Below are 16205 nucleotides of genomic sequence, written 5' to 3'. Positions count from 1 at the left end.
GAAAGGACACGCCCCCCATGACCACGCCCGCCTTCGAGAAGCTGGCCCCGCCCGGCACCGACCCCGTCGCCGACCCGTACGCGGTCTACGCCCTCCTGCGCGAGAAGGGCCCGGTGCACCGCGTGCCCACCCACGACGCCGGCGAGGTCTGGGTGGTCGTGGGCCACGAGGAGGCCCGGACCGCCCTGACCGACCCGCGGCTGCGCAACGACATCCGGCACTCGGCCGGCTGGCAGGACGACGGCGGTCACGCCATCGGCCTGAACATGCTCCAGCTCGATCCCCCGGACCACACCCGGCTACGGCGCCTGGTGGCCCGGGAGTTCACCGCTCGCCGGATCGAGGCCCTGCGCCCCCGCATCCGGCGCATCGCCGACGAACTCCTCGACACCGTGCTGCCGCTCGGCCGCGCCGACCTCGTCGAGGCCTTCGCGAAACCCCTGCCCATGGCCGTCATCTGCGAACTTCTCGGCGTCCCGGACACCGACCGGGAGCGGTTCGGCGCATGGTCCGGGGAACTCGTCTTCCCCAGCAGCGCCGAGGCCGCCGGCGCGGCCGCCCAGGCCATGGCCGGCTACCTGGCCGACCTGATCGAGGCCAAGCGCCGCACGGACGACGGCCGCCTGCTCGCCGCCCTGGTACGCACCATGGACGAGGACGGCGACCGGCTCTCCCCGCAGGAGATGCTCGGCATGGCCTTCCTGCTGCTCGTCGCGGGCCACGAGACCACCGTCAACCTGATCGCCAACGGCACCTGGGCCCTGCTCAGGCACCCCGGACAACTCGCCGCCCTGCGCGCCGACTTCACGCTCCTCGACAGCGCCGTGGAGGAGATGCTCCGCTACGAAGGCCCCTCCCAGTCCACGGCCCACCGCTTCGCCGCCGAGGACGTGGAGATCGCGGGCCAGGTGATCCCCGCGGGCGACCCCGTGCTCGTCCTCCTCGGCGCGGGCAGCCGGGACCCCGAGCGCTTCGCGGACCCCACCCGCTTCGACATCGGCCGCGACGCCCGCGGCCACCTCGGCTTCGGCCACGGCGTCCACCACTGCCTGGGCGCCCCGCTCGCCCGCCTGGAGACCACCGTCGCCCTGCACGCCCTCCTGGAGCGCTGCCCGGACCTCACCCTCGACAGCGATCCGGACGCCGTCGCCTGGCGGCCCAGCATGATGCGCGGAGTCCTCCGACTGCCGGTGAGGTGGACCCCATGAGCGAACCGGGCACACCCGGGACCCCGCTGTTCGACCTCTCGGACCCCGGGTACACGGACAGTCCGTACGACACCTACCGCGTGGCCCGCGACAGCGCACCGGTCTGCCCGCTGAGCCCGGACGGCCCCTGGGTCGTCACGGGCCGCGCGGAGACGACCGAGGTGCTCGACGACCCGCTCCGCTTCACCAGCCGGGACAACACCCGTGGCGGCCACGAGTTCACCGCCGCCTGCCGCGAACTCCTGGCCGACTCCGTGTACTACCGCGTCCCGCCCTTCCACGCGGACCCGCCCGGGCACGGCAGGTTCCGCGCCCTGGTGGACGAGGCGTTCACCCCGGCGGCCCTGCGCCCCCGTGAACCGGCGGTCCGCGCCCTCGCCGAGACGCTCGTCCAGGACATGCGGGACGCACGGGAGGACGGCGGGGCCGATCTGTTCGCCCGCTTCGCCTACCCGCTGTCCCTCGCGGTGATCGGGGACCTCATCGGCGTACCGCCGGCTGACCGCACCACCGTCAAGGCGTGGAACGACGACTGGCTGCTCATGCAGGTCCTCCCGCTGCCCGAGGCGGACCAACTGCGCTGCGCGAAGAGTGTGCTGGAGTTCGAGGCCTATGTCCGGGCCCTGTGGGAGGAGCGGCGGCGGCATCCGGCCGACGACCTGCTCAGCTCCCTCGCCGCCGCGGGCCGGCCGGCCGACGACTGCGTGGCCGCCGTCCTCACCCTGCTCCCGTCCGCTCACGAGACCACGAGCCACCTGATCACCAACACCGTCCACCGGCTGCTGGCGGACCGGGAGCAATGGCAGGCGGTCGTCGCCGACCCCCGTCTGATCCCGGCCGCGGTGGAGGAAGGGCTCCGGCACAGCACGTCGCTCCAGGGCGTGTCCCGCACGGCCACGCGGGACACGGCGGTCGGCGGCGTACGCATCCCGGCCGGGGCGAAGGTGCAGGTGATGGTCGCCGCGCCGGGCCGGGACACCGTAGCCGCCGACCCCGACCCGGAGAGCTTCCGCCTCGACCGCCGCGGCCCGGCGCGCCACCTGGCGTTCGGCCACGGCCCGCACACCTGCCCGGGCGCGCACCTGGCCCGGCTGCAGAGCCGTATCGCCCTGGAGACCCTGACCGCCGTCCTTCCCGGCCTGGACCTGGCTCCCGGCTTCGAGCCGCGCCGCATCCCCGGCGGACTCGTCCTCCACGGCCTCATGGCCCTCCCCGTCACCTGGCGTCCCTGACATGCCCGACTCCCGAGTCACCAGTGAGGTAGAAGCGGTGTCCGTGCCCCACCCCGAGGACCTGTCCGCCCACGGCCAGGGCTTCGTCGACAACCCCTACCCCGTCTACGAGCGCATGCGGGCCCAGGGCCCGGTGCACCGGGTGCGGACGGCCGCTTCCGGCGAGTTCTGGCTGGTCGTGGGGCACGCGGAGGCCCGCGCCGCCCTCGCCGACCCGCGGCTGTCCAACGACATCCGGCACTCGGCCGCCTGGCAGGACGACGGTGGCAACTCCATCGGCCTGAACATGGTGCAGACGGATCCGCCGGACCACACCCGGCTGCGCCGGCTCGTCGCCAAGGACTTCACGACCGGCAGGATCGAGGCCCTGCGCCCCCGCGTCCAGCGGATCGCCGACGAACTCGTCGACGCCATGCTGCCGCTCGGCCGAGCCGATCTGGTCGAGGCGTTCGCGCTGCCGCTGCCCCTGGCGGTGATCTGCGAACTGCTCGGTGTCCCCGAGACCGACCGCAAGGCGTTCCACCACTGGTACCTGGAGAGCACCGACTTCACCCGCCCCGGGGCGGCGGCCGCCGCCGCCCAGGCGATGACGGGCTACCTGGCCGACCTGATCGCCGCGAAACGCCAGGAGCCGGGCCCGGACCTGCTGAGCGCCCTGGCCGGCACCGCACCGGACGACGAGGACCGGCTCTCACCGCAGGAGATGCTGGGCATGGCCTTCCTCCTCCTGGTCGCCGGGTACGAGACGGCCGCCAACCTCCTCTCCAGCGGCACTCTCGCCCTGCTCCGGCACCCCGACCAGCTGGCGGCCCTGCGCGCCGACTGGTCGCTGCTGGAGAACGCGGTCGAGGAGATGCTCCGTTACGAGGGCCCGGTGGAGACCACCGCGTTCCGCTACACGAAGGAGCCGCTGGAGATCGGCGGAACCCGCATCGACCGCGGCGAGTCGGTGGCCGTGGTGCTGGCGGCGGCCTCGCGCGACCCCCGGCGTTTCGCCGCACCCGACGGCTTCGACATCCGCCGCGACGCCCGTGGCCACATGGCGTTCGGCTACGGCATCCACCACTGCCTGGGCGCCCCGCTGGCCCGGATGCAGGGCGCGATCGCCTTCCGCACGCTGCTGGAACGCTGCCCCGGCCTCGCCCTGGACACCGACCCGACCGCCCTCGCCTGGCGCCCGAGCCTGATGCTGCGCGGACTGCACCGGCTCCCGGTCGTCCTCGGCTGACGCGGCGCCGTCCGATGTGCGGACAGCGGCCTTCGGCCAGGGTCCGGCCTGGATAGGGTGGGTCACGTTCTCCGACGAGGACTCCACTCTCGTACGACACCCAGGAGCGGCCCCATGAGCGCTGTGACCCCCGCTGGAGGCGACACCGCGGCGGGCCGTTCCTGGCCCGAGGTGCTGAACGCCCTGCTGTACGGCCGCGACCAGAGCGCCGACGCGACGGCGTGGGCGATGGACCGGATCATGCAGGGTGAGGCGACCGACGCGCAGATCGCCGGTTTCGTGGTCGCCCTCAGGGCCAAGGGCGAGACGGTCGAGGAGATCAACGGGCTGGTGCGGACGATGTACGCGCACGCCAATGTGATCGAGGTGCCCGGGCGGACCGTGGACATCGTCGGCACCGGCGGCGACGGCGCCAAGACGGTCAACATCTCCACCATGTCAGCGATCGTCGTGGCCGGAGCCGGCGCCACGGTCGTCAAGCACGGCAACCGGGCGGCGTCCTCCGCGTCCGGCGCCTCCGACGTCCTGGAGAAGCTCGGCGTCAACCTGGAGCTGACCCCGCAGCGGGTGGCCGAGGTGGCGGAGGAGGCCGGGATCACCTTCTGCTTCGCGATCAAGTTCCATCCGGCGCTGCGTCACGCGGGCGCCGCGCGCGGCCAGTTGGGCATCCGCACGGTGTTCAACATCCTCGGCCCGCTGACCAACCCGGCCCGGGTGCGGTCCCAGGCGGTCGGCGTCGCGGACCCGCGCATGGCACCGGTCGTCGCGGGCGTCTTCGCCGAGCGCGGCAACTCCGCCCTGGTCTTCCGCGGCGACGACGGCCTGGACGAGCTGACGACCACGTCGACCTCGCACGTCTGGATCGTCCGCGACGGCAAGGTCACCGAGGAGAGCTTCGACCCCCGGGACGTCGGCATCGACCTGGTCCCCGTGGAGGCCCTGCGCGGCGGTGACCCGGCGTACAACGCGGAGGTCGCGAGGAAGCTCCTGGACGGCGAGAGGGGCCCGGTCCGCGACGCCGTACTCCTGAACTCGGCGGCCGCGCTGGTGGCCCTCGACCCGGGTACCGGGACGCTGGCCGAGCAGCTGCGGGCCGGGATGGACAAGGCCGCGGAGTCCATCGACTCCGGCTCGGCGAAGCGGACGCTGGAGCGCTGGGTGGCCGCGAGCAACGCGTAGGCGGGCGACGCGCGGCGTCCACCAGGGTGTCGTCCCGCGATCCGGACACGGGTTGCGGGACGACGATCATTTCGCGTACGTTCTTTGACCAGGTCATGAGTGACAGTCATGAGGCCCCGGCCGACTGTCCGGCAACCCTCCGTCCGTGGCGGGGTGCCCCGGGTGAAGACCAGGCCGTAGGCAGTGAGGTCTACGGCAAGCGCGGGCCCCTCTCGAAACCAGGGGTCCTGGTCGTCGAGGGAGTCTTCCGTGAGCAAGCGAATGCGATAGGGCCGCCGAGCCCCGCCTCCGCGCACCCATTTCACCTTCACCTCTCTCTTTTCACGGGAGTCCCCATGTCTGTCCTCACCGCTGCCTCCGCCCGGACCATTTGTGCCCAGCTGCCCGTTCTGGGCCGGTATGTCACCGTCCCGCTCGTCACCGGCGGCGAGGTCACCTACGCGGCCCTCGACTACGCGGCCAGCGCCCCGGCCCTCCAGCGCGTCTGGGACGACGTGGCGGCCTACGCGCCCTACTACGGCAGCGTCCACCGCGGCGCCGGCTACCTCTCCCAGCTGTCGACCGACCTGTTCGAGAACGCCCGTAAGACCGTCACCGAGTTCCTCGACTGCCGCGACGACGACCAGCTGGTCTTCACCCGGTCGACCACCGACTCGCTCAACCTCCTCGCCGCCGCCCTCCCCGCCGGCTGCCAGGTCTTCGTCTTCGAGACCGAGCACCACGCGAGCCTGCTGCCCTGGCAGGACGCCCGGGTCACCTACCTCGACGCCCCGCGCAGCCCGCGCCAGGCCGTGGAGACCCTGGAGAAGGCCCTCGCCGACCGCGACTCCCGGGGCCCGGCCCTGGTCTGCGTCACCGGCGCCTCCAACGTCACCGGTGAGCTGTGGCCGGTCCGCGAGCTGGCCGCCGCCGCCCACGCGCACGGCGCCCGGATCGTCCTCGACGCCGCCCAGCTCGCCCCGCACCACCCGGTCAGCGTCCGCGACCTCGACGTCGACTGGGTCGCCTTCTCCGGCCACAAGCTCTACGCCCCCTTCGGCTCCGGAGTCCTCGCAGGGCGTGCCGACTGGCTCCAGGCCGCCGACCCCTACCTCGCGGGCGGCGGCGCCAGCCGCAAGGTCACCCGGCGCGAGGACGGGGGAGTGGACGTGGAGTGGCACGACAGCGCCGCACGGCACGAGGCGGGCTCGCCCAACGTCATCGGCGCCTACTCCATCGCCTCCGCCTGCAAGGCGCTGACCGAGGCCGGCTTCGACACCCTCGTGGCCCGCGAGCAGCACCTGATCGAGAAGGTCCGCCAGGGCCTCGCCGAGGTCCCCGAGGTCCGCGTCCTGTCCCTCTTCGGCGACGACGCCCCCCGGGTCGGCGTGATCTCCTTCGTCGTCGAGGGCTGGAACAGCTCCCACTTCGCCGCCGCGCTCTCCGCCGAGTACGGCATCGGCGTGCGCGACGGCCTCTTCTGCGCCCACCCCCTCGTGCGCACCCTCCTCGGCGGCGACCCGCAGTCCCAGGGCGAGTGCGGTGCCCCCGAGGCCGCGCCCGGCGAGAAGTCCCTCAACGCGATCCGGGTGAGCTTCGGCGCGGGCACCCCGGACGAGCACGTGGAGCGGTTCGTGAACGCCGTGAAGGAACTGGTCGCCGACGGTGCGAAGTGGACGTACCGCACGGAGGACGGCCGCTGCGTCCCGGCCGTCTGACGTACCGACGTCGTCAGACGGTTCATGCCCCTCCAAGGGCCGGCAGCCTCACATCAGCTGTCGAGGCCGATCGCGAACGCGGCCTCCAGGTCGTGCTGGGAGTAGGTGCGGAAGGCGACGTGGGTGTCCGTCGCCTCGACGCCCGGGATCTTGCTGATGCTGCCGGGGATGACCTCGGCGAGGTCCTCGTGCCGCTTGACCCGGACCATGGCGATCAGGTCGTACGTGCCCGTCACGGAGAAGACCTCGCTCACGGACTCCAGCGCGGCGATCCGCTCCGCGATCTCGGGGATCCGGTCCACGCTGGTCTTGATGAGGACGATCGCGGTGATCACGGCTGGTTCTCTCCCTCGGGGGCGGTCGCTGGGGCGGCCCTCACTCTAGTCGTACGGCCGAAACGCACCCAGGCGAATGCCAGGCCGAGCCCGAAGCCCACCAGGTGGGCCAGATAGGCCACCCCGGGGCCGTCGGAGGCCCGGCCCGCCGCGAGCCATTGCAGTGCCGCCCAGAAGGGCAGCACGACCCAGGCGGGGAAGCGCAGCGGCAGGAAGAAGAGGAACGGCAGGAGACTGGTCACCCGGGCCCCGGGGAACAGGAACAGAAACGCGCCGAGGACCGCCGAGATCGCCCCGGAGGCACCGACCAGGGACTGCTCGGAGCCGGCGTTGGCGGCCGCGTAGCCCAGCAGGGCGAGGTAGCCGCAGCCGACGTAGAAGAGGAGGAACTGCAGCCGGCCCATCCGTTCCTCGGTCATCACGCCGAACACATAGAGGAAGAGCATGTTGCCCAGCAGGTGCACCCAGCTGCCGTGCACGAACAGCGCGGTGGCCGGGGTGAGCGCGGCACCGGGCGCGTCCTCGAAGAGCTCGGCGGGGACCACGCCCCAGCGGTGGAAGTAGGCCCGCTGGGCGGCCAGGACGGCGTTCCCGGAGCCGTAGGCCGGATCCAGGCCCGAGGCGGGGCCGATCACGAAGACCAGACAGCACAGGGCGATCAGGCCGTAGGTGACCGGAGCCGGCCCCCGCAGCGCCCTGCCTGCTCCACCGACCGTCACCCTCCAGTTGCGGATCATGAACACAGAGCATGACGTAACGGGGCGCAACGGAACAGACCGCCTCGCCGCTGTGGACGCCCGAGCGGCGAGTACCCGCCAGGCCGTAGGGTTACGAGCCACACGCACCGGGACGCCGGTGTGTCACTGACAATGGCTAGCAGGAAAGAGCACAGTCACGATGACGGTTCCCCTCCCGACTGCCTCGACGCGGTGGCGCTGCACCCTCTGCGGCAACCTCACGCGCTTCGATGTGACCCGCTCGTCGAAGGTGGTCGAGTACGTCCACCTCGACCTCGCGGGTGAGCCGAACGTCGAGGAGCGCGAGGTGGTCAGTGAGACCATCGAGTCGGTGCGGTGCCGCTGGTGCAACGCGGTGGATCAGGTGGAACTCGTGGACAGGCCGGGCGCCGGCTCCTGACAGGGCCGGCCCCGCACGGCGATGGGGTGTGACGGATGGTGGAGACACAAGGCGGGGGGCCGGGCGACGGCGCCGCCGAGGTGCTCGACCGTCCGCTGCCCGACGGTGTGCGGCGCCGGGTCGTGCACATCGTCTCGGAGGGCTTCGGCGGGCTGACCGTCGGTGAACTGCCCGCACAGCTGAGGCAGTACGCGCGCTTCGCGCCGAACCGGCGGGCCAAGTTCGCCGGCAACGCGATGGCGGCCGCGCTGGAGACGGATCCGCTGTTCCGCCAGCGCATCGGGGAGAAGTTCAGAGAGGCCCAGCCGGAACTCTGCGGCGCCCTCGACTCCGGTGCCCCGCCCCCGGCCGCGGACCCGCTCGACGTGGCGGCCGCGGCCTATGTGCTGCGTCCCACCGGCTGGGTCAAGCTGGTCACCGCGGCCGGCGAGGAGGCCCTGCGGGCGGACGCCGAGCGGGCCGACGAGGAGAGCCGCGCCGAGCTGGAGCGGCTGCGCGAGGAGCTCGCGGCCGCCCGCGACCAGACGCGCGCCGAGACCGAGCGGCTGCGCACCGACCTGGAGTCCGCCAAGAAGGAAGCCGAATCGCTTCACCGCAAGCTGCGCGCGGCACTCAGTGACGTCAAGCGCGGTGAGGCGGCCCTGCGCAAGCTCCAGGCCGAGATGGAGACCGTACGCACCGAGGGCCAGACCCAGGTGTCCGCCGCCGAGAGCGAGTCCCGGCGCCTGAAGGCGCGCCTCGGGGAGGCGGAGGCCGCCCTGGAGGCCACGCGCAGAGCGGCACGGGAGGGGCGCAGTGTCGAGGACATGCGCGTGCGTCTGCTTCTGGACACCGTTCTGGACGCGGCCCAGGGGCTGCGCCGGGAACTGGCGTTGCCGCCGGTCTCCGTCCGGCCCGCCGAGACCGTGGACGCGGTCGAACCGGGACGGATGACCCCGAAGGACATCGCCGCGCGGGCGCTGTCCGACAACGACCCGGCGATCCTGGACCAGCTGCTCGCCCTGCCCCAGGCGCACCTGGTGGTCGACGGCTACAACGTCACCAAGACCGGCTATCCCCAGATGCCGCTGGAGAAGCAGCGCCTCCGGCTCCTCGGCCAGCTCTCGCAGCTCGCCGCGCAGACCGGGGCCGAGGTGACCTGCGTCTTCGACGGGGCCGAGCTGGCCGCGCCGGTGCTGCTCGCGCCGCCGCGCGGGGTGCGGGTGCTGTTCTCCAAGGCGGGCGTCACCGCCGACGAGCTGATCCGCCAGCTGGTGCGCGCCGAGCCGCCCGGACGGCCGGTGATCGTCGCCTCGACCGACCGCGAGGTCGCCGACGGCATCGCCAAGGCGGGGGCGCGGCCGGTGGCTTCCGCGGTGCTTCTGAAGCGGCTGTCCTAAATCTCGAAGTTAGGGGTTTAGCGCCCGAATTGGGCGTATCGTCACGCAACGTAGTGTCAAGGCCGCCTCACTGCACGTGAGTTATGTGCAAAGAATGCAGGGCGTGACGAGATTTTGCTCCTGAGGATTTGAATGATCACGGGAAGGTCACTAGGGTCTGCTCTCGAACCTCCGAGCGGGTGATCACTCAAAAGAAGGAGTTCACCTCCGTGGCGTCCCACCGTCGACCCAAGCAGCCGAGCCGTACGCGCGTGACCGTGCTCACGACCGCAGCCGCTGCCGCCGTGGCCCTCAGTGCCAATGCCGCCAACGCCGCGCCGAGCGAGAAGCCGAGCAAGGACGAGGTCAAGGCGAAGGTCGACGCCCTGTACGAGCAGGCCGAGCAGGCCACCGAGAAGCTCAACGGCGCCAAGGAGAAGCAGGAGAAGCTCCAGAAGGAGATCTCCACCATCCAGGACAACGTGGCCCGCGGCCAGGACGACCTGAACGAACTGCGGGACTCCATAGGCCTCGCGGCCGCCGCGCAGTACCGCATCGGGACCATCGACTCCTCGCTCCAGCTCTTCCTGTCGTCGAACCCGGACGACTACCTGGACCGGGCGTCCACCGCGGACCAGCTCAGCTCCCAGCAGGTCGAGGCGCTGAAGAAGATCCAGGAGAAGCAGCGCGAGCTGGCCCAGGACCGCGCCGAGGCCTCCGAGAAGCTCAAGGACCTGGCGAGCACCCGCACCGAACTGGCCAAGCAGAAGAAGTCCGTTCAGGGCAAGCTCGCCGAGGCGCAGAAGCTCCTCAACACGCTGACCGCCGCCGAGAAGGCCGCCCTCGCCGCCGCCGACGCCCGCGCCAGCCGCTCCGCGAGCGCGCGCGTGGACCTCGGCGACGCCCCCGCCGCCTCCGCCCGGGCCGAGGCCGCCTTCCAGGCCGCCCAGACCCAGCTCGGCAAGCCGTACGTCTACGGCGCCACCGGCACCGCCTCCTACGACTGCTCGGGCCTGACCTCCTGGGCCTACGCGCAGGCCGGCATCACCATCCCGCGCACCTCGCAGGCCCAGGCCAACGCCGGTACCCGCATCTACAGCATGAGCGACCTCAAGGTCGGCGACCTGGTCATCTTCTACGGCGACCTGCACCACGTCGGCCTGTACGCGGGCAACGGCCAGGTTCTCCATGCCCCGCGCACCGGCACGGTCGTCCGGTACGAGTCGATCAACAACATGCCGTTCCAGTTCGGCGTGCGGATCTGACACTCGGCGGCCCCCCGTTCGGGCGAATCGCGACAACTTCATCTGACTCCACGCCCCGCCCATGACCTGCGTCTGAGGCGGGGTGTCCCGTTGTGCACCCTTCGAGGTCTTTGGCCGAGCCCTCCTCCCGGGGCTACTGTCTGCCGCGTTCTCGTCCGCCAGTGGAAGGAGCGCGGCCTCCGTGGGGTCCCATCGCCGCCTTGCCCAGACGTCCGGGTTCAACCGGGGCGCCGGCACCGCCCTGGGGGTGCTGTCCGCGGCGGCCGCCGCGCTCGGCGCCGTACCGGCCGTAGCCGCCCCGTCCGCCGACACCAAGGCCGAGGTGGACCGCCTCTACGAGCAGGCCGAGCAGGCCACCGAGGCCTTCAACAAGGCCGACGAGCGCGCCGACGCGCTGCGCGAGGAGGTCTCCACCGCACAGGACGGGATCGCGCGGCAGCAGGAGCGCATCAACTCCATGCGGGAGGCGCTCGGTTCGCTGGCGGGTGCCCAGTACCGCTCCGGCGGCCTCGACCCGTCGCTCGCGCTGCTGTTCTCCGACGACCCGGACGACTACCTCGACAAGGCCGCCGTCCTGGACCGCGTCAACGCCCGTCAGGCGGGCGAGCTCAGGGACCTCCAGGAGGCCATGCGTGAACTCGCCCAGGAGCGCAGCGAGGCGGCCCTGAAGCTCGGCGAACTGGAGCAGAGCCGCAAGGCCGTCGCCTCCCACAAGCGGACCGTCGAGAAGAAGCTCGCGAGGGCGCGTGAGCTGCTCAACTCCCTGCCGTCCGACGAGCGCGCCGCCTACGACCGGGCCTCGCGCTCCGGGCGTTCCGAGATGCCCGACCTCTCGGGTGCCGCGGCGCCCTCGGGCCGGGCGGCCGCCGCTGTGGCCGCCGCGCAGTCCGCGATCGGCAAGCCCTACGTGTGGGGCGCCAACGGGCCCGGCGCCTTCGACTGTTCGGGCCTGATGCAGTGGTCGTACGCCCAGGCTGGCGTCTCCCTGCCGCGCACCTCCCAGGCCCAGCGCTACGCCGGCCGCCAGGTCCCGCTCTCCCAGGCCCGGCCCGGCGACCTGGTCACCTACCGGGGCGACGCCAGCCATGTCGGCATGTACGTCGGCAACGGCCAGGTCGTCCACGCCCCTTACCCCGGCGCGCCGGTGCGCTACGACCCGGTGGGCATGATGCCGGGGGCGACGGTCACGCGGCCCTGACCGAGGGCGCCGATACCCGTACGATCGGGAAACATGGCTGGTCGAAGGCGGGCGTCGAAACACGGTGTCGTGGTGGTGTGCCTGCTGCTGGCCTCCCTGGTGGCCTGCGGCGGCAGGCCCACGGCCGCCGACACCGCCAGGGCCGACGTCCAGCGCGTCCTCGACCGGCGGGCCGCGGCCGTACTCGACCGGGACAGGGCGGCGGTGGCGAGAACGGGCTCCGCGAACTGGTTCAAGGACGTCAGCGCCGTCCCCCTCGCCTCCTGGTCCTACAAGGTCACGGCAGTGCACCGCAGCGGTTCCACCGCCACCGCCGACGCCGAACTCCGCTACCAGGTCCAGGGGTACGACCAGGCACCCGTCACCGTCGCCCGCACCATGAACCTCTCCCTGGACGCGGCCGACCAGTGGTACGTCATCAGTGAGAAGCCCGCCAAGAAGGCCCCGCAGCAGCTGTGGGACCAGGGCGAGGTGACCGTCGTCCGGGGGAAGCACAGCATGGTTCTCGGCGTCGGCCACTCCGGCGAGAAGCTGCACTCCTTCGCGGACCTGGCCGACCGGGCGGTGCCCGCGGTGTCGGACGCCTGGGGCACCGGGTGGTCCGGGCACGTCGTCGTGCTCGTACCGAAGTCCCTTGACGGGATGGCGGGGCTGCTCGGCTCGCCGGCGTCCTCGTACCGCGGGATCGCGGCCGTCACCACCGGCGAGACGGGCGCCCCGGCGCAGGCGCCCGCCGACCGGATCATCGTCAACCCCGACGCGTACGCCCTTCTCGGCACCCTGGGCCGCCAGGTCGTGCTCACCCACGAGACCACCCATGTCGCCACCCGCGCCGACACCACCGCGGCGACACCGCTGTGGCTGTCGGAGGGGTTCGCCGACTGGGTCGGCTACCGGGGCACCGGGCGCACCCCGGCCGAGGCCGCGCCGGAGCTGGCGGAGGCGGTCTCCGCGGGCCGGGTGCCGAAGGCGCTGCCGTCCGACGCCGACTTCGGCTTCGCGGGCAGCGCGACCGGGCTCGCGCAGTCGTACGAGAGCGGCTGGATGGCCTGCCGGATGATCGCCGACCGGTGGGGCGAGACGAAGCTGGACGCGTTCTACCGGTCCGTGGGCACCCACAGGAAACGGCCCGGGGCGGTGGAGGAGGCCATGGCGGACGTACTCGACACCGACCTGAAGACCTTCACGGCCGAGTGGCGGCAGTACCTGCGGGCTCAGCTCGGCTGATCCAGCGTTTCCACGGCCTCCGCGAGCCATGCCCGCTCGGCCCGGCCCGTAGCCCGCGCCACCCGCAGCATGCCCTGCCGGAACAGGTCGTCCGTCTCCTCCGCGCCCACCGGTTCGCCGCCGTCGTAGAAGAAGCTCGTCGGCGTTTCCAGGAACTCCAGCCGCCGCCGCAGTACGGCCGCCTGCTCGCGACGGTCGGGAAGGTGCCGCAGGAACGCGAGGACGGTGTTGAAGCGGACCTGATCGGTGATCTCGACCTGTTTGGGATGCCGCAGCCGCTGGAGGAGTTCCTCGCGGCCCTTCTCCGTCAGCGACAGCGTCCGACGCGGGGCGGCGCTCGCGCCCGGCTCCGCGCGTTCGTCGAGCTTGCCCGCCGTGACGAGACGGCTGATCGCCGGATAGAGCGCCCCGTCACTCACCGGGCGGACATGCCCGGTGAGCGCCTTGATGCGCTCCTTGAGCTCGTAGCCGTGCAGCGGCCCCTCCGCGAGAAAGCCCAGGATCGACAGCTCCAGCACCGCATTCCTCCTTGCGAGGGATCGTGGGGTCATGCTACCTCTATCCGAGCTACCTCGAATCGAGGTAGCTCGGATAGAGGTAGCAGGTATCGAGGGGAATCGTCGTGGACCGTCATCGCGAACAGCTCGTCTCGCTCGCCCGCCCCGTCTACTTCGGCCTGCTGGCCTCCGTCGCCGCCGGGATCATCAACACGGTGTGGGTCTCCCGGCTCGGCGGCCCGGCCGTCGCCGCCGTCGCCGTGGCGACCAACACCGAGAATGTGCTGCTCGGCGTCGCGCTGGTCTTCGGCTCCGGTACGACCGTGCTGGTGGCGCACGCCCGGGGCGCCCGGGATCCCGCCGGCGTGCGGGCGGCCGTGCGCGGGGGAGTGGCGCTGTGGGCGCTGGTCACCCCGCTGGTCGCGGCGGGCGGCTTCCTGCTGCGGGAGCCGCTGGCCCGGCTGGTGCTCGACGGCGGTCCGGCCGTCTCCCTGGCGACCGCCTACTTCGCGGTCTCCCTGCCCGGAATCGCCGTCTTCTTCGCCCAGCAACTCGTCGACGGCGTCCTCAAAGGCACCGGCGACACGAGGACGCCGATGCGGCTCGCCCTTCTCGCGAACGGGCTGATCCTGGTGTGCGACCCGTTCCTGATCCACGCGTACGGCGTCCGGGGAGCCGCCGTCTCGACCGTGCTGTGCCGGGGCGCGGCCCTCGGGGCGGGGCTGCTCGCCCTGCGCCGCAACAGGCTGCTGCGGTCCTGTCAGGGGGTCCCGGCCGGGGTCTCCCTGCGCGCCACGCTGACCACCGGGCTGCCCATGGCGGCCGACTTCACCGTCCGCCAGGGCGGTGCGCTCGTCCTCGTCGCGATCGTGGCGCGGCTCGGGGTGACGGCGGTGGCCGCCTACTCCATCGCCTACAAGGTCATGTACGTGGCCACCATGGCCTTCTACGCCGTGCGGCAGGCCGCCTCGATCCACACCGCGCACCTGCGGGGCGCCGGGCAGGACGCGCGCCGGGCGGTCGGGCGGGAGGCGGTGGTCGTGTCCGGGGTGGTGGGGCTCACGGCGGCCGTGCTGCTCTTCGTGACCGCGCCCCGGATCATGGCCGCCTTCGGCGCGGGACCCGAAGTCGCCCACACCGGCGTGCTGTTCCTGCGCTGTATCGGCCCCTACCTGCTGCTGACGGCCTGCTTCATCGCGCTCGGCGGGGTCTTCGAGGGCAGCGGGGGAGCGCCGGCGCTGCTGAGGGTGACGCTGCTCGGTACGGCGGTCCAGCTCGGGCTGGCGGACGTCTGCACCGGCCTCGGCCTGCCCGGGGTGTGTCTGGCGATGGCGCTGGCCATGGCGCTGCAGTGCGGGGCCGTGATGGTGCTGTTCCGGCGGGCGCGGGCCCGGGTTCAGGAGGAGGCCGGGGCCTCCTGGGCCGGGGCGGGGGCCTGATCCGGGGCCGGGGGCGGCGGGGTCTGCTTCGGGACCGTCGCGCGCCACAGCTCACGCATCCCGATGACCGTGGCGAGGACCAGCAGGCCGTTGCGGACGAGGAGGAGGCCGATGCCGCGCGGGCTGCTGGCGACGACGTCCGCGAACCAGATCGGGAACTCCAGGACCGTCACGAAGCACGCCACCAGCACCAGGACGGCCGGCAAGCCCATCCGGCTCGCGCGGAAGCACAGACAGGCCGCCGCGAGACCGACCAGCCACACCATGTACTGCGGGCTGATCACCCGGCTGGTGGTGGTGAACATCAGCACCGCCACCAGTGCCGCGTCGGCCGCCGTGTGCGCCTCGAACCGGGTGGCCGTCAGCCGCCACAGCAGCAGCAGTCCGAAGGCCATGCCGGTCAGCGTGATGGCGGCCGTGCTGACGAGGGGCACCCACGGTCCGAGGAACTCGACCGAGCCGTAGTTGAGCGAGACCGAGCCGTTCCAGCCGTGGTGCCGGGCGATGTGGAAGACCAGGGAGCCCAGCGACTCCACCTCGGTGCCCCGCTCCCGCTGGAAGGTCAGGAAGGAGAAGGCCCCCGGCATCGCCACCGCGAACACTCCGGCGACCACCAGGGCCGTCACCGCCGCCGAGGCCCACACGCTCCGCCTGCGGATGCCGACCAGGATCAGCGCCGGCCACACCTTCAGCATGGCCCCGAAGCCCACCAGCGCCCCCGCCGCCTTCGGATGCCGGGCGGCCGCGAGGACCGCGGCGACCGCCACCGCGGTCACCATCACGTCGTAGCGGGAGTAGACGGTCGGGCCGAGCAGAGGTACGCCCGCCACCCACACCCAGGCCCCCCGCAGCCGCCGCCCGTCACGCAGGCCCGCGTACACCAGCAGGAGGAGGACGACCAGGTCCGCGGCGAAGGCCATGAGGAAGAACGCCTGTGTGTACTCCAGGAACGGCAGCAGCGCGGGGGAGAGGATCGCGAGGGCCGCGGCCGGCGGATACTGCCAGGTCACGTCGGACTGAGGGAACGTTCCGGTGCGCAGGACGTCGTACCAGCCCTGGTAGATGACCGACACGTCACTGGTGACGTCCGGGCCCGGGAAGACGTACACCTTGTAGACCCAGAGCAGCAGCAACAGCCTGGTCACGCCCCAGGTCAGCAGCAGTCCGGTCAGGGATCGCCGCCCGGCCTTCGTCTCCACGTGATC

The 16205-nt window shown here is 72.3% G+C and carries 15 protein-coding genes and 1 riboswitch; of the genes, 11 read left to right on the top strand and 4 right to left on the bottom strand.

What is annotated here, in order from left to right:
• Nucleotides 1–17: 17 nt before the first annotated feature.
• The 5 genes from ACFYZ8_RS31695 (at nucleotide 18) to ACFYZ8_RS31675 (ending at nucleotide 6544) form a co-directional block, all read left to right on the top strand.
• Nucleotides 18–1208 carry a cytochrome P450 gene (locus ACFYZ8_RS31695; protein ID WP_359029393.1) on the top strand — a complete coding sequence of 397 codons (1191 nt, stop codon included), beginning with the start codon at nucleotides 18–20 and terminating at the stop codon, nucleotides 1206–1208.
• Entirely contained in the window at nucleotides 1205–2440 is a 1236-nt protein-coding gene (locus tag ACFYZ8_RS31690; protein WP_388542315.1) for a cytochrome P450, read from the top strand. Before ACFYZ8_RS31695 ends, ACFYZ8_RS31690 begins: the two co-directional genes overlap by 4 nt.
• A 1-nt stretch (nucleotide 2441) precedes the next feature.
• Entirely contained in the window at nucleotides 2442–3668 is a 1227-nt protein-coding gene (locus tag ACFYZ8_RS31685; RefSeq protein ID WP_359029395.1) for a cytochrome P450, read from the top strand.
• Between the two features lie 114 nt (nucleotides 3669–3782).
• Nucleotides 3783–4847 carry an anthranilate phosphoribosyltransferase gene (gene trpD, locus ACFYZ8_RS31680; RefSeq protein ID WP_359029396.1) on the top strand — a complete coding sequence of 355 codons (1065 nt, stop codon included), beginning with the start codon at nucleotides 3783–3785 and terminating at the stop codon, nucleotides 4845–4847.
• 91 nt (nucleotides 4848–4938) lie between these two features.
• Nucleotides 4939–5055, top strand: a riboswitch (SAM riboswitch).
• 127 nt (nucleotides 5056–5182) lie between these two features.
• Nucleotides 5183–6544 carry an aminotransferase class V-fold PLP-dependent enzyme gene (locus ACFYZ8_RS31675; protein WP_388542317.1) on the top strand — a complete coding sequence of 454 codons (1362 nt, stop codon included), beginning with the start codon at nucleotides 5183–5185 and terminating at the stop codon, nucleotides 6542–6544.
• Between the two features lie 53 nt (nucleotides 6545–6597).
• Here the strand turns inward: ACFYZ8_RS31675 and ACFYZ8_RS31670 are convergent, their stop codons facing one another.
• Both ACFYZ8_RS31670 and ACFYZ8_RS31665 read right to left on the bottom strand, forming a co-directional pair.
• Nucleotides 6598–6879 (bottom strand): Lrp/AsnC family transcriptional regulator, encoded by a 282-nt coding sequence (locus tag ACFYZ8_RS31670; RefSeq protein ID WP_007381475.1) that lies wholly within the window; start codon nucleotides 6877–6879, stop codon nucleotides 6598–6600.
• Complete coding sequence (locus ACFYZ8_RS31665; RefSeq protein WP_388542319.1) at nucleotides 6876–7616, bottom strand: rhomboid family intramembrane serine protease; 741 nt, start codon at nucleotides 7614–7616, stop codon at nucleotides 6876–6878. The genes ACFYZ8_RS31670 and ACFYZ8_RS31665 overlap by 4 nt, the downstream gene beginning before the upstream one ends.
• Before the next feature lie 160 nt (nucleotides 7617–7776).
• Here ACFYZ8_RS31665 and ACFYZ8_RS31660 point away from each other — a divergent pair, with 160 nt between their 5' ends.
• From ACFYZ8_RS31660 to ACFYZ8_RS31640, 5 genes are all read left to right on the top strand, one after another.
• Nucleotides 7777–8016, top strand: coding sequence for a hypothetical protein (locus tag ACFYZ8_RS31660; protein ID WP_123988646.1), 240 nt, complete (start codon nucleotides 7777–7779; stop codon nucleotides 8014–8016).
• 35 nt (nucleotides 8017–8051) lie between these two features.
• A complete protein-coding gene (locus ACFYZ8_RS31655) occupies nucleotides 8052–9395 on the top strand; it encodes an NYN domain-containing protein (protein ID WP_359029399.1) in 1344 nt (447 codons plus the stop codon).
• Nucleotides 9396–9604: 209 nt separating this feature from the next.
• Complete coding sequence (locus ACFYZ8_RS31650) at nucleotides 9605–10639, top strand: NlpC/P60 family protein (protein WP_389050156.1); 1035 nt, start codon at nucleotides 9605–9607, stop codon at nucleotides 10637–10639.
• Between the two features lie 181 nt (nucleotides 10640–10820).
• Nucleotides 10821–11837, top strand: a complete 1017-nt coding sequence (locus ACFYZ8_RS31645; protein ID WP_359029401.1) for an NlpC/P60 family protein — start codon at nucleotides 10821–10823, stop codon at nucleotides 11835–11837.
• Nucleotides 11838–11870: 33 nt separating this feature from the next.
• The gene (locus ACFYZ8_RS31640) at nucleotides 11871–13064 is read left to right on the top strand and encodes a hypothetical protein (RefSeq protein WP_388542322.1); all 1194 of its coding nucleotides are present in this window, start codon (nucleotides 11871–11873) and stop codon (nucleotides 13062–13064) included.
• Here the strand turns inward: ACFYZ8_RS31640 and ACFYZ8_RS31635 are convergent.
• On the bottom strand, nucleotides 13052–13582 hold the full coding sequence (locus ACFYZ8_RS31635) for a PadR family transcriptional regulator (RefSeq protein ID WP_359029403.1): 531 nt from the start codon (nucleotides 13580–13582) through the stop codon (nucleotides 13052–13054). The two genes, ACFYZ8_RS31640 and ACFYZ8_RS31635, sit on opposite strands and share 13 nt — an antisense overlap.
• A gap of 104 nt (nucleotides 13583–13686) precedes the next feature.
• Between ACFYZ8_RS31635 and ACFYZ8_RS31630 the strand changes: the two genes are divergently transcribed.
• Entirely contained in the window at nucleotides 13687–15000 is a 1314-nt protein-coding gene (locus tag ACFYZ8_RS31630; protein ID WP_388542324.1) for an MATE family efflux transporter, read from the top strand.
• Here ACFYZ8_RS31630 and ACFYZ8_RS31625 read toward each other — a convergent pair.
• Nucleotides 14958–16199 carry a glycosyltransferase family 87 protein gene (locus ACFYZ8_RS31625; RefSeq protein ID WP_359029405.1) on the bottom strand — a complete coding sequence of 414 codons (1242 nt, stop codon included), beginning with the start codon at nucleotides 16197–16199 and terminating at the stop codon, nucleotides 14958–14960. The two genes, ACFYZ8_RS31630 and ACFYZ8_RS31625, sit on opposite strands and share 43 nt — an antisense overlap.
• Nucleotides 16200–16205: the final 6 nt, after the last annotated feature.

It is taken from the genome of Streptomyces sp. NPDC001668, assembly GCF_042893155.1.
Taxonomy (GTDB): domain Bacteria; phylum Actinomycetota; class Actinomycetes; order Streptomycetales; family Streptomycetaceae; genus Streptomyces.
The sequence above is the reverse complement of the archived record's forward strand: the minus strand, read 5'-3'. Positions and strand labels throughout refer to the sequence as shown.

Excerpts from the sequence above, each read along its gene's own strand:
- trpD (WP_359029396.1), top strand. The coding sequence starts at position 3,783 with ATGAGCGCTGTGACCCCCGCTGGAGGCGACACCGCGGCGGGCCGTTCC.
- ACFYZ8_RS31640 (WP_388542322.1), top strand. The coding sequence starts at position 11,871 with ATGGCTGGTCGAAGGCGGGCGTCGAAACACGGTGTCGTGGTGGTGTGC.
- ACFYZ8_RS31660 (WP_123988646.1), top strand. The coding sequence starts at position 7,777 with ATGACGGTTCCCCTCCCGACTGCCTCGACGCGGTGGCGCTGCACCCTC.
- ACFYZ8_RS31690 (WP_388542315.1), top strand. The coding sequence starts at position 1,205 with ATGAGCGAACCGGGCACACCCGGGACCCCGCTGTTCGACCTCTCGGAC.
- ACFYZ8_RS31695 (WP_359029393.1), top strand. The coding sequence starts at position 18 with ATGACCACGCCCGCCTTCGAGAAGCTGGCCCCGCCCGGCACCGACCCC.
- ACFYZ8_RS31665 (WP_388542319.1), bottom strand. The coding sequence starts at position 7,616 with ATGATCCGCAACTGGAGGGTGACGGTCGGTGGAGCAGGCAGGGCGCTG.
- ACFYZ8_RS31685 (WP_359029395.1), top strand. The coding sequence starts at position 2,442 with ATGCCCGACTCCCGAGTCACCAGTGAGGTAGAAGCGGTGTCCGTGCCC.
- ACFYZ8_RS31655 (WP_359029399.1), top strand. The coding sequence starts at position 8,052 with ATGGTGGAGACACAAGGCGGGGGGCCGGGCGACGGCGCCGCCGAGGTG.
- ACFYZ8_RS31675 (WP_388542317.1), top strand. The coding sequence starts at position 5,183 with ATGTCTGTCCTCACCGCTGCCTCCGCCCGGACCATTTGTGCCCAGCTG.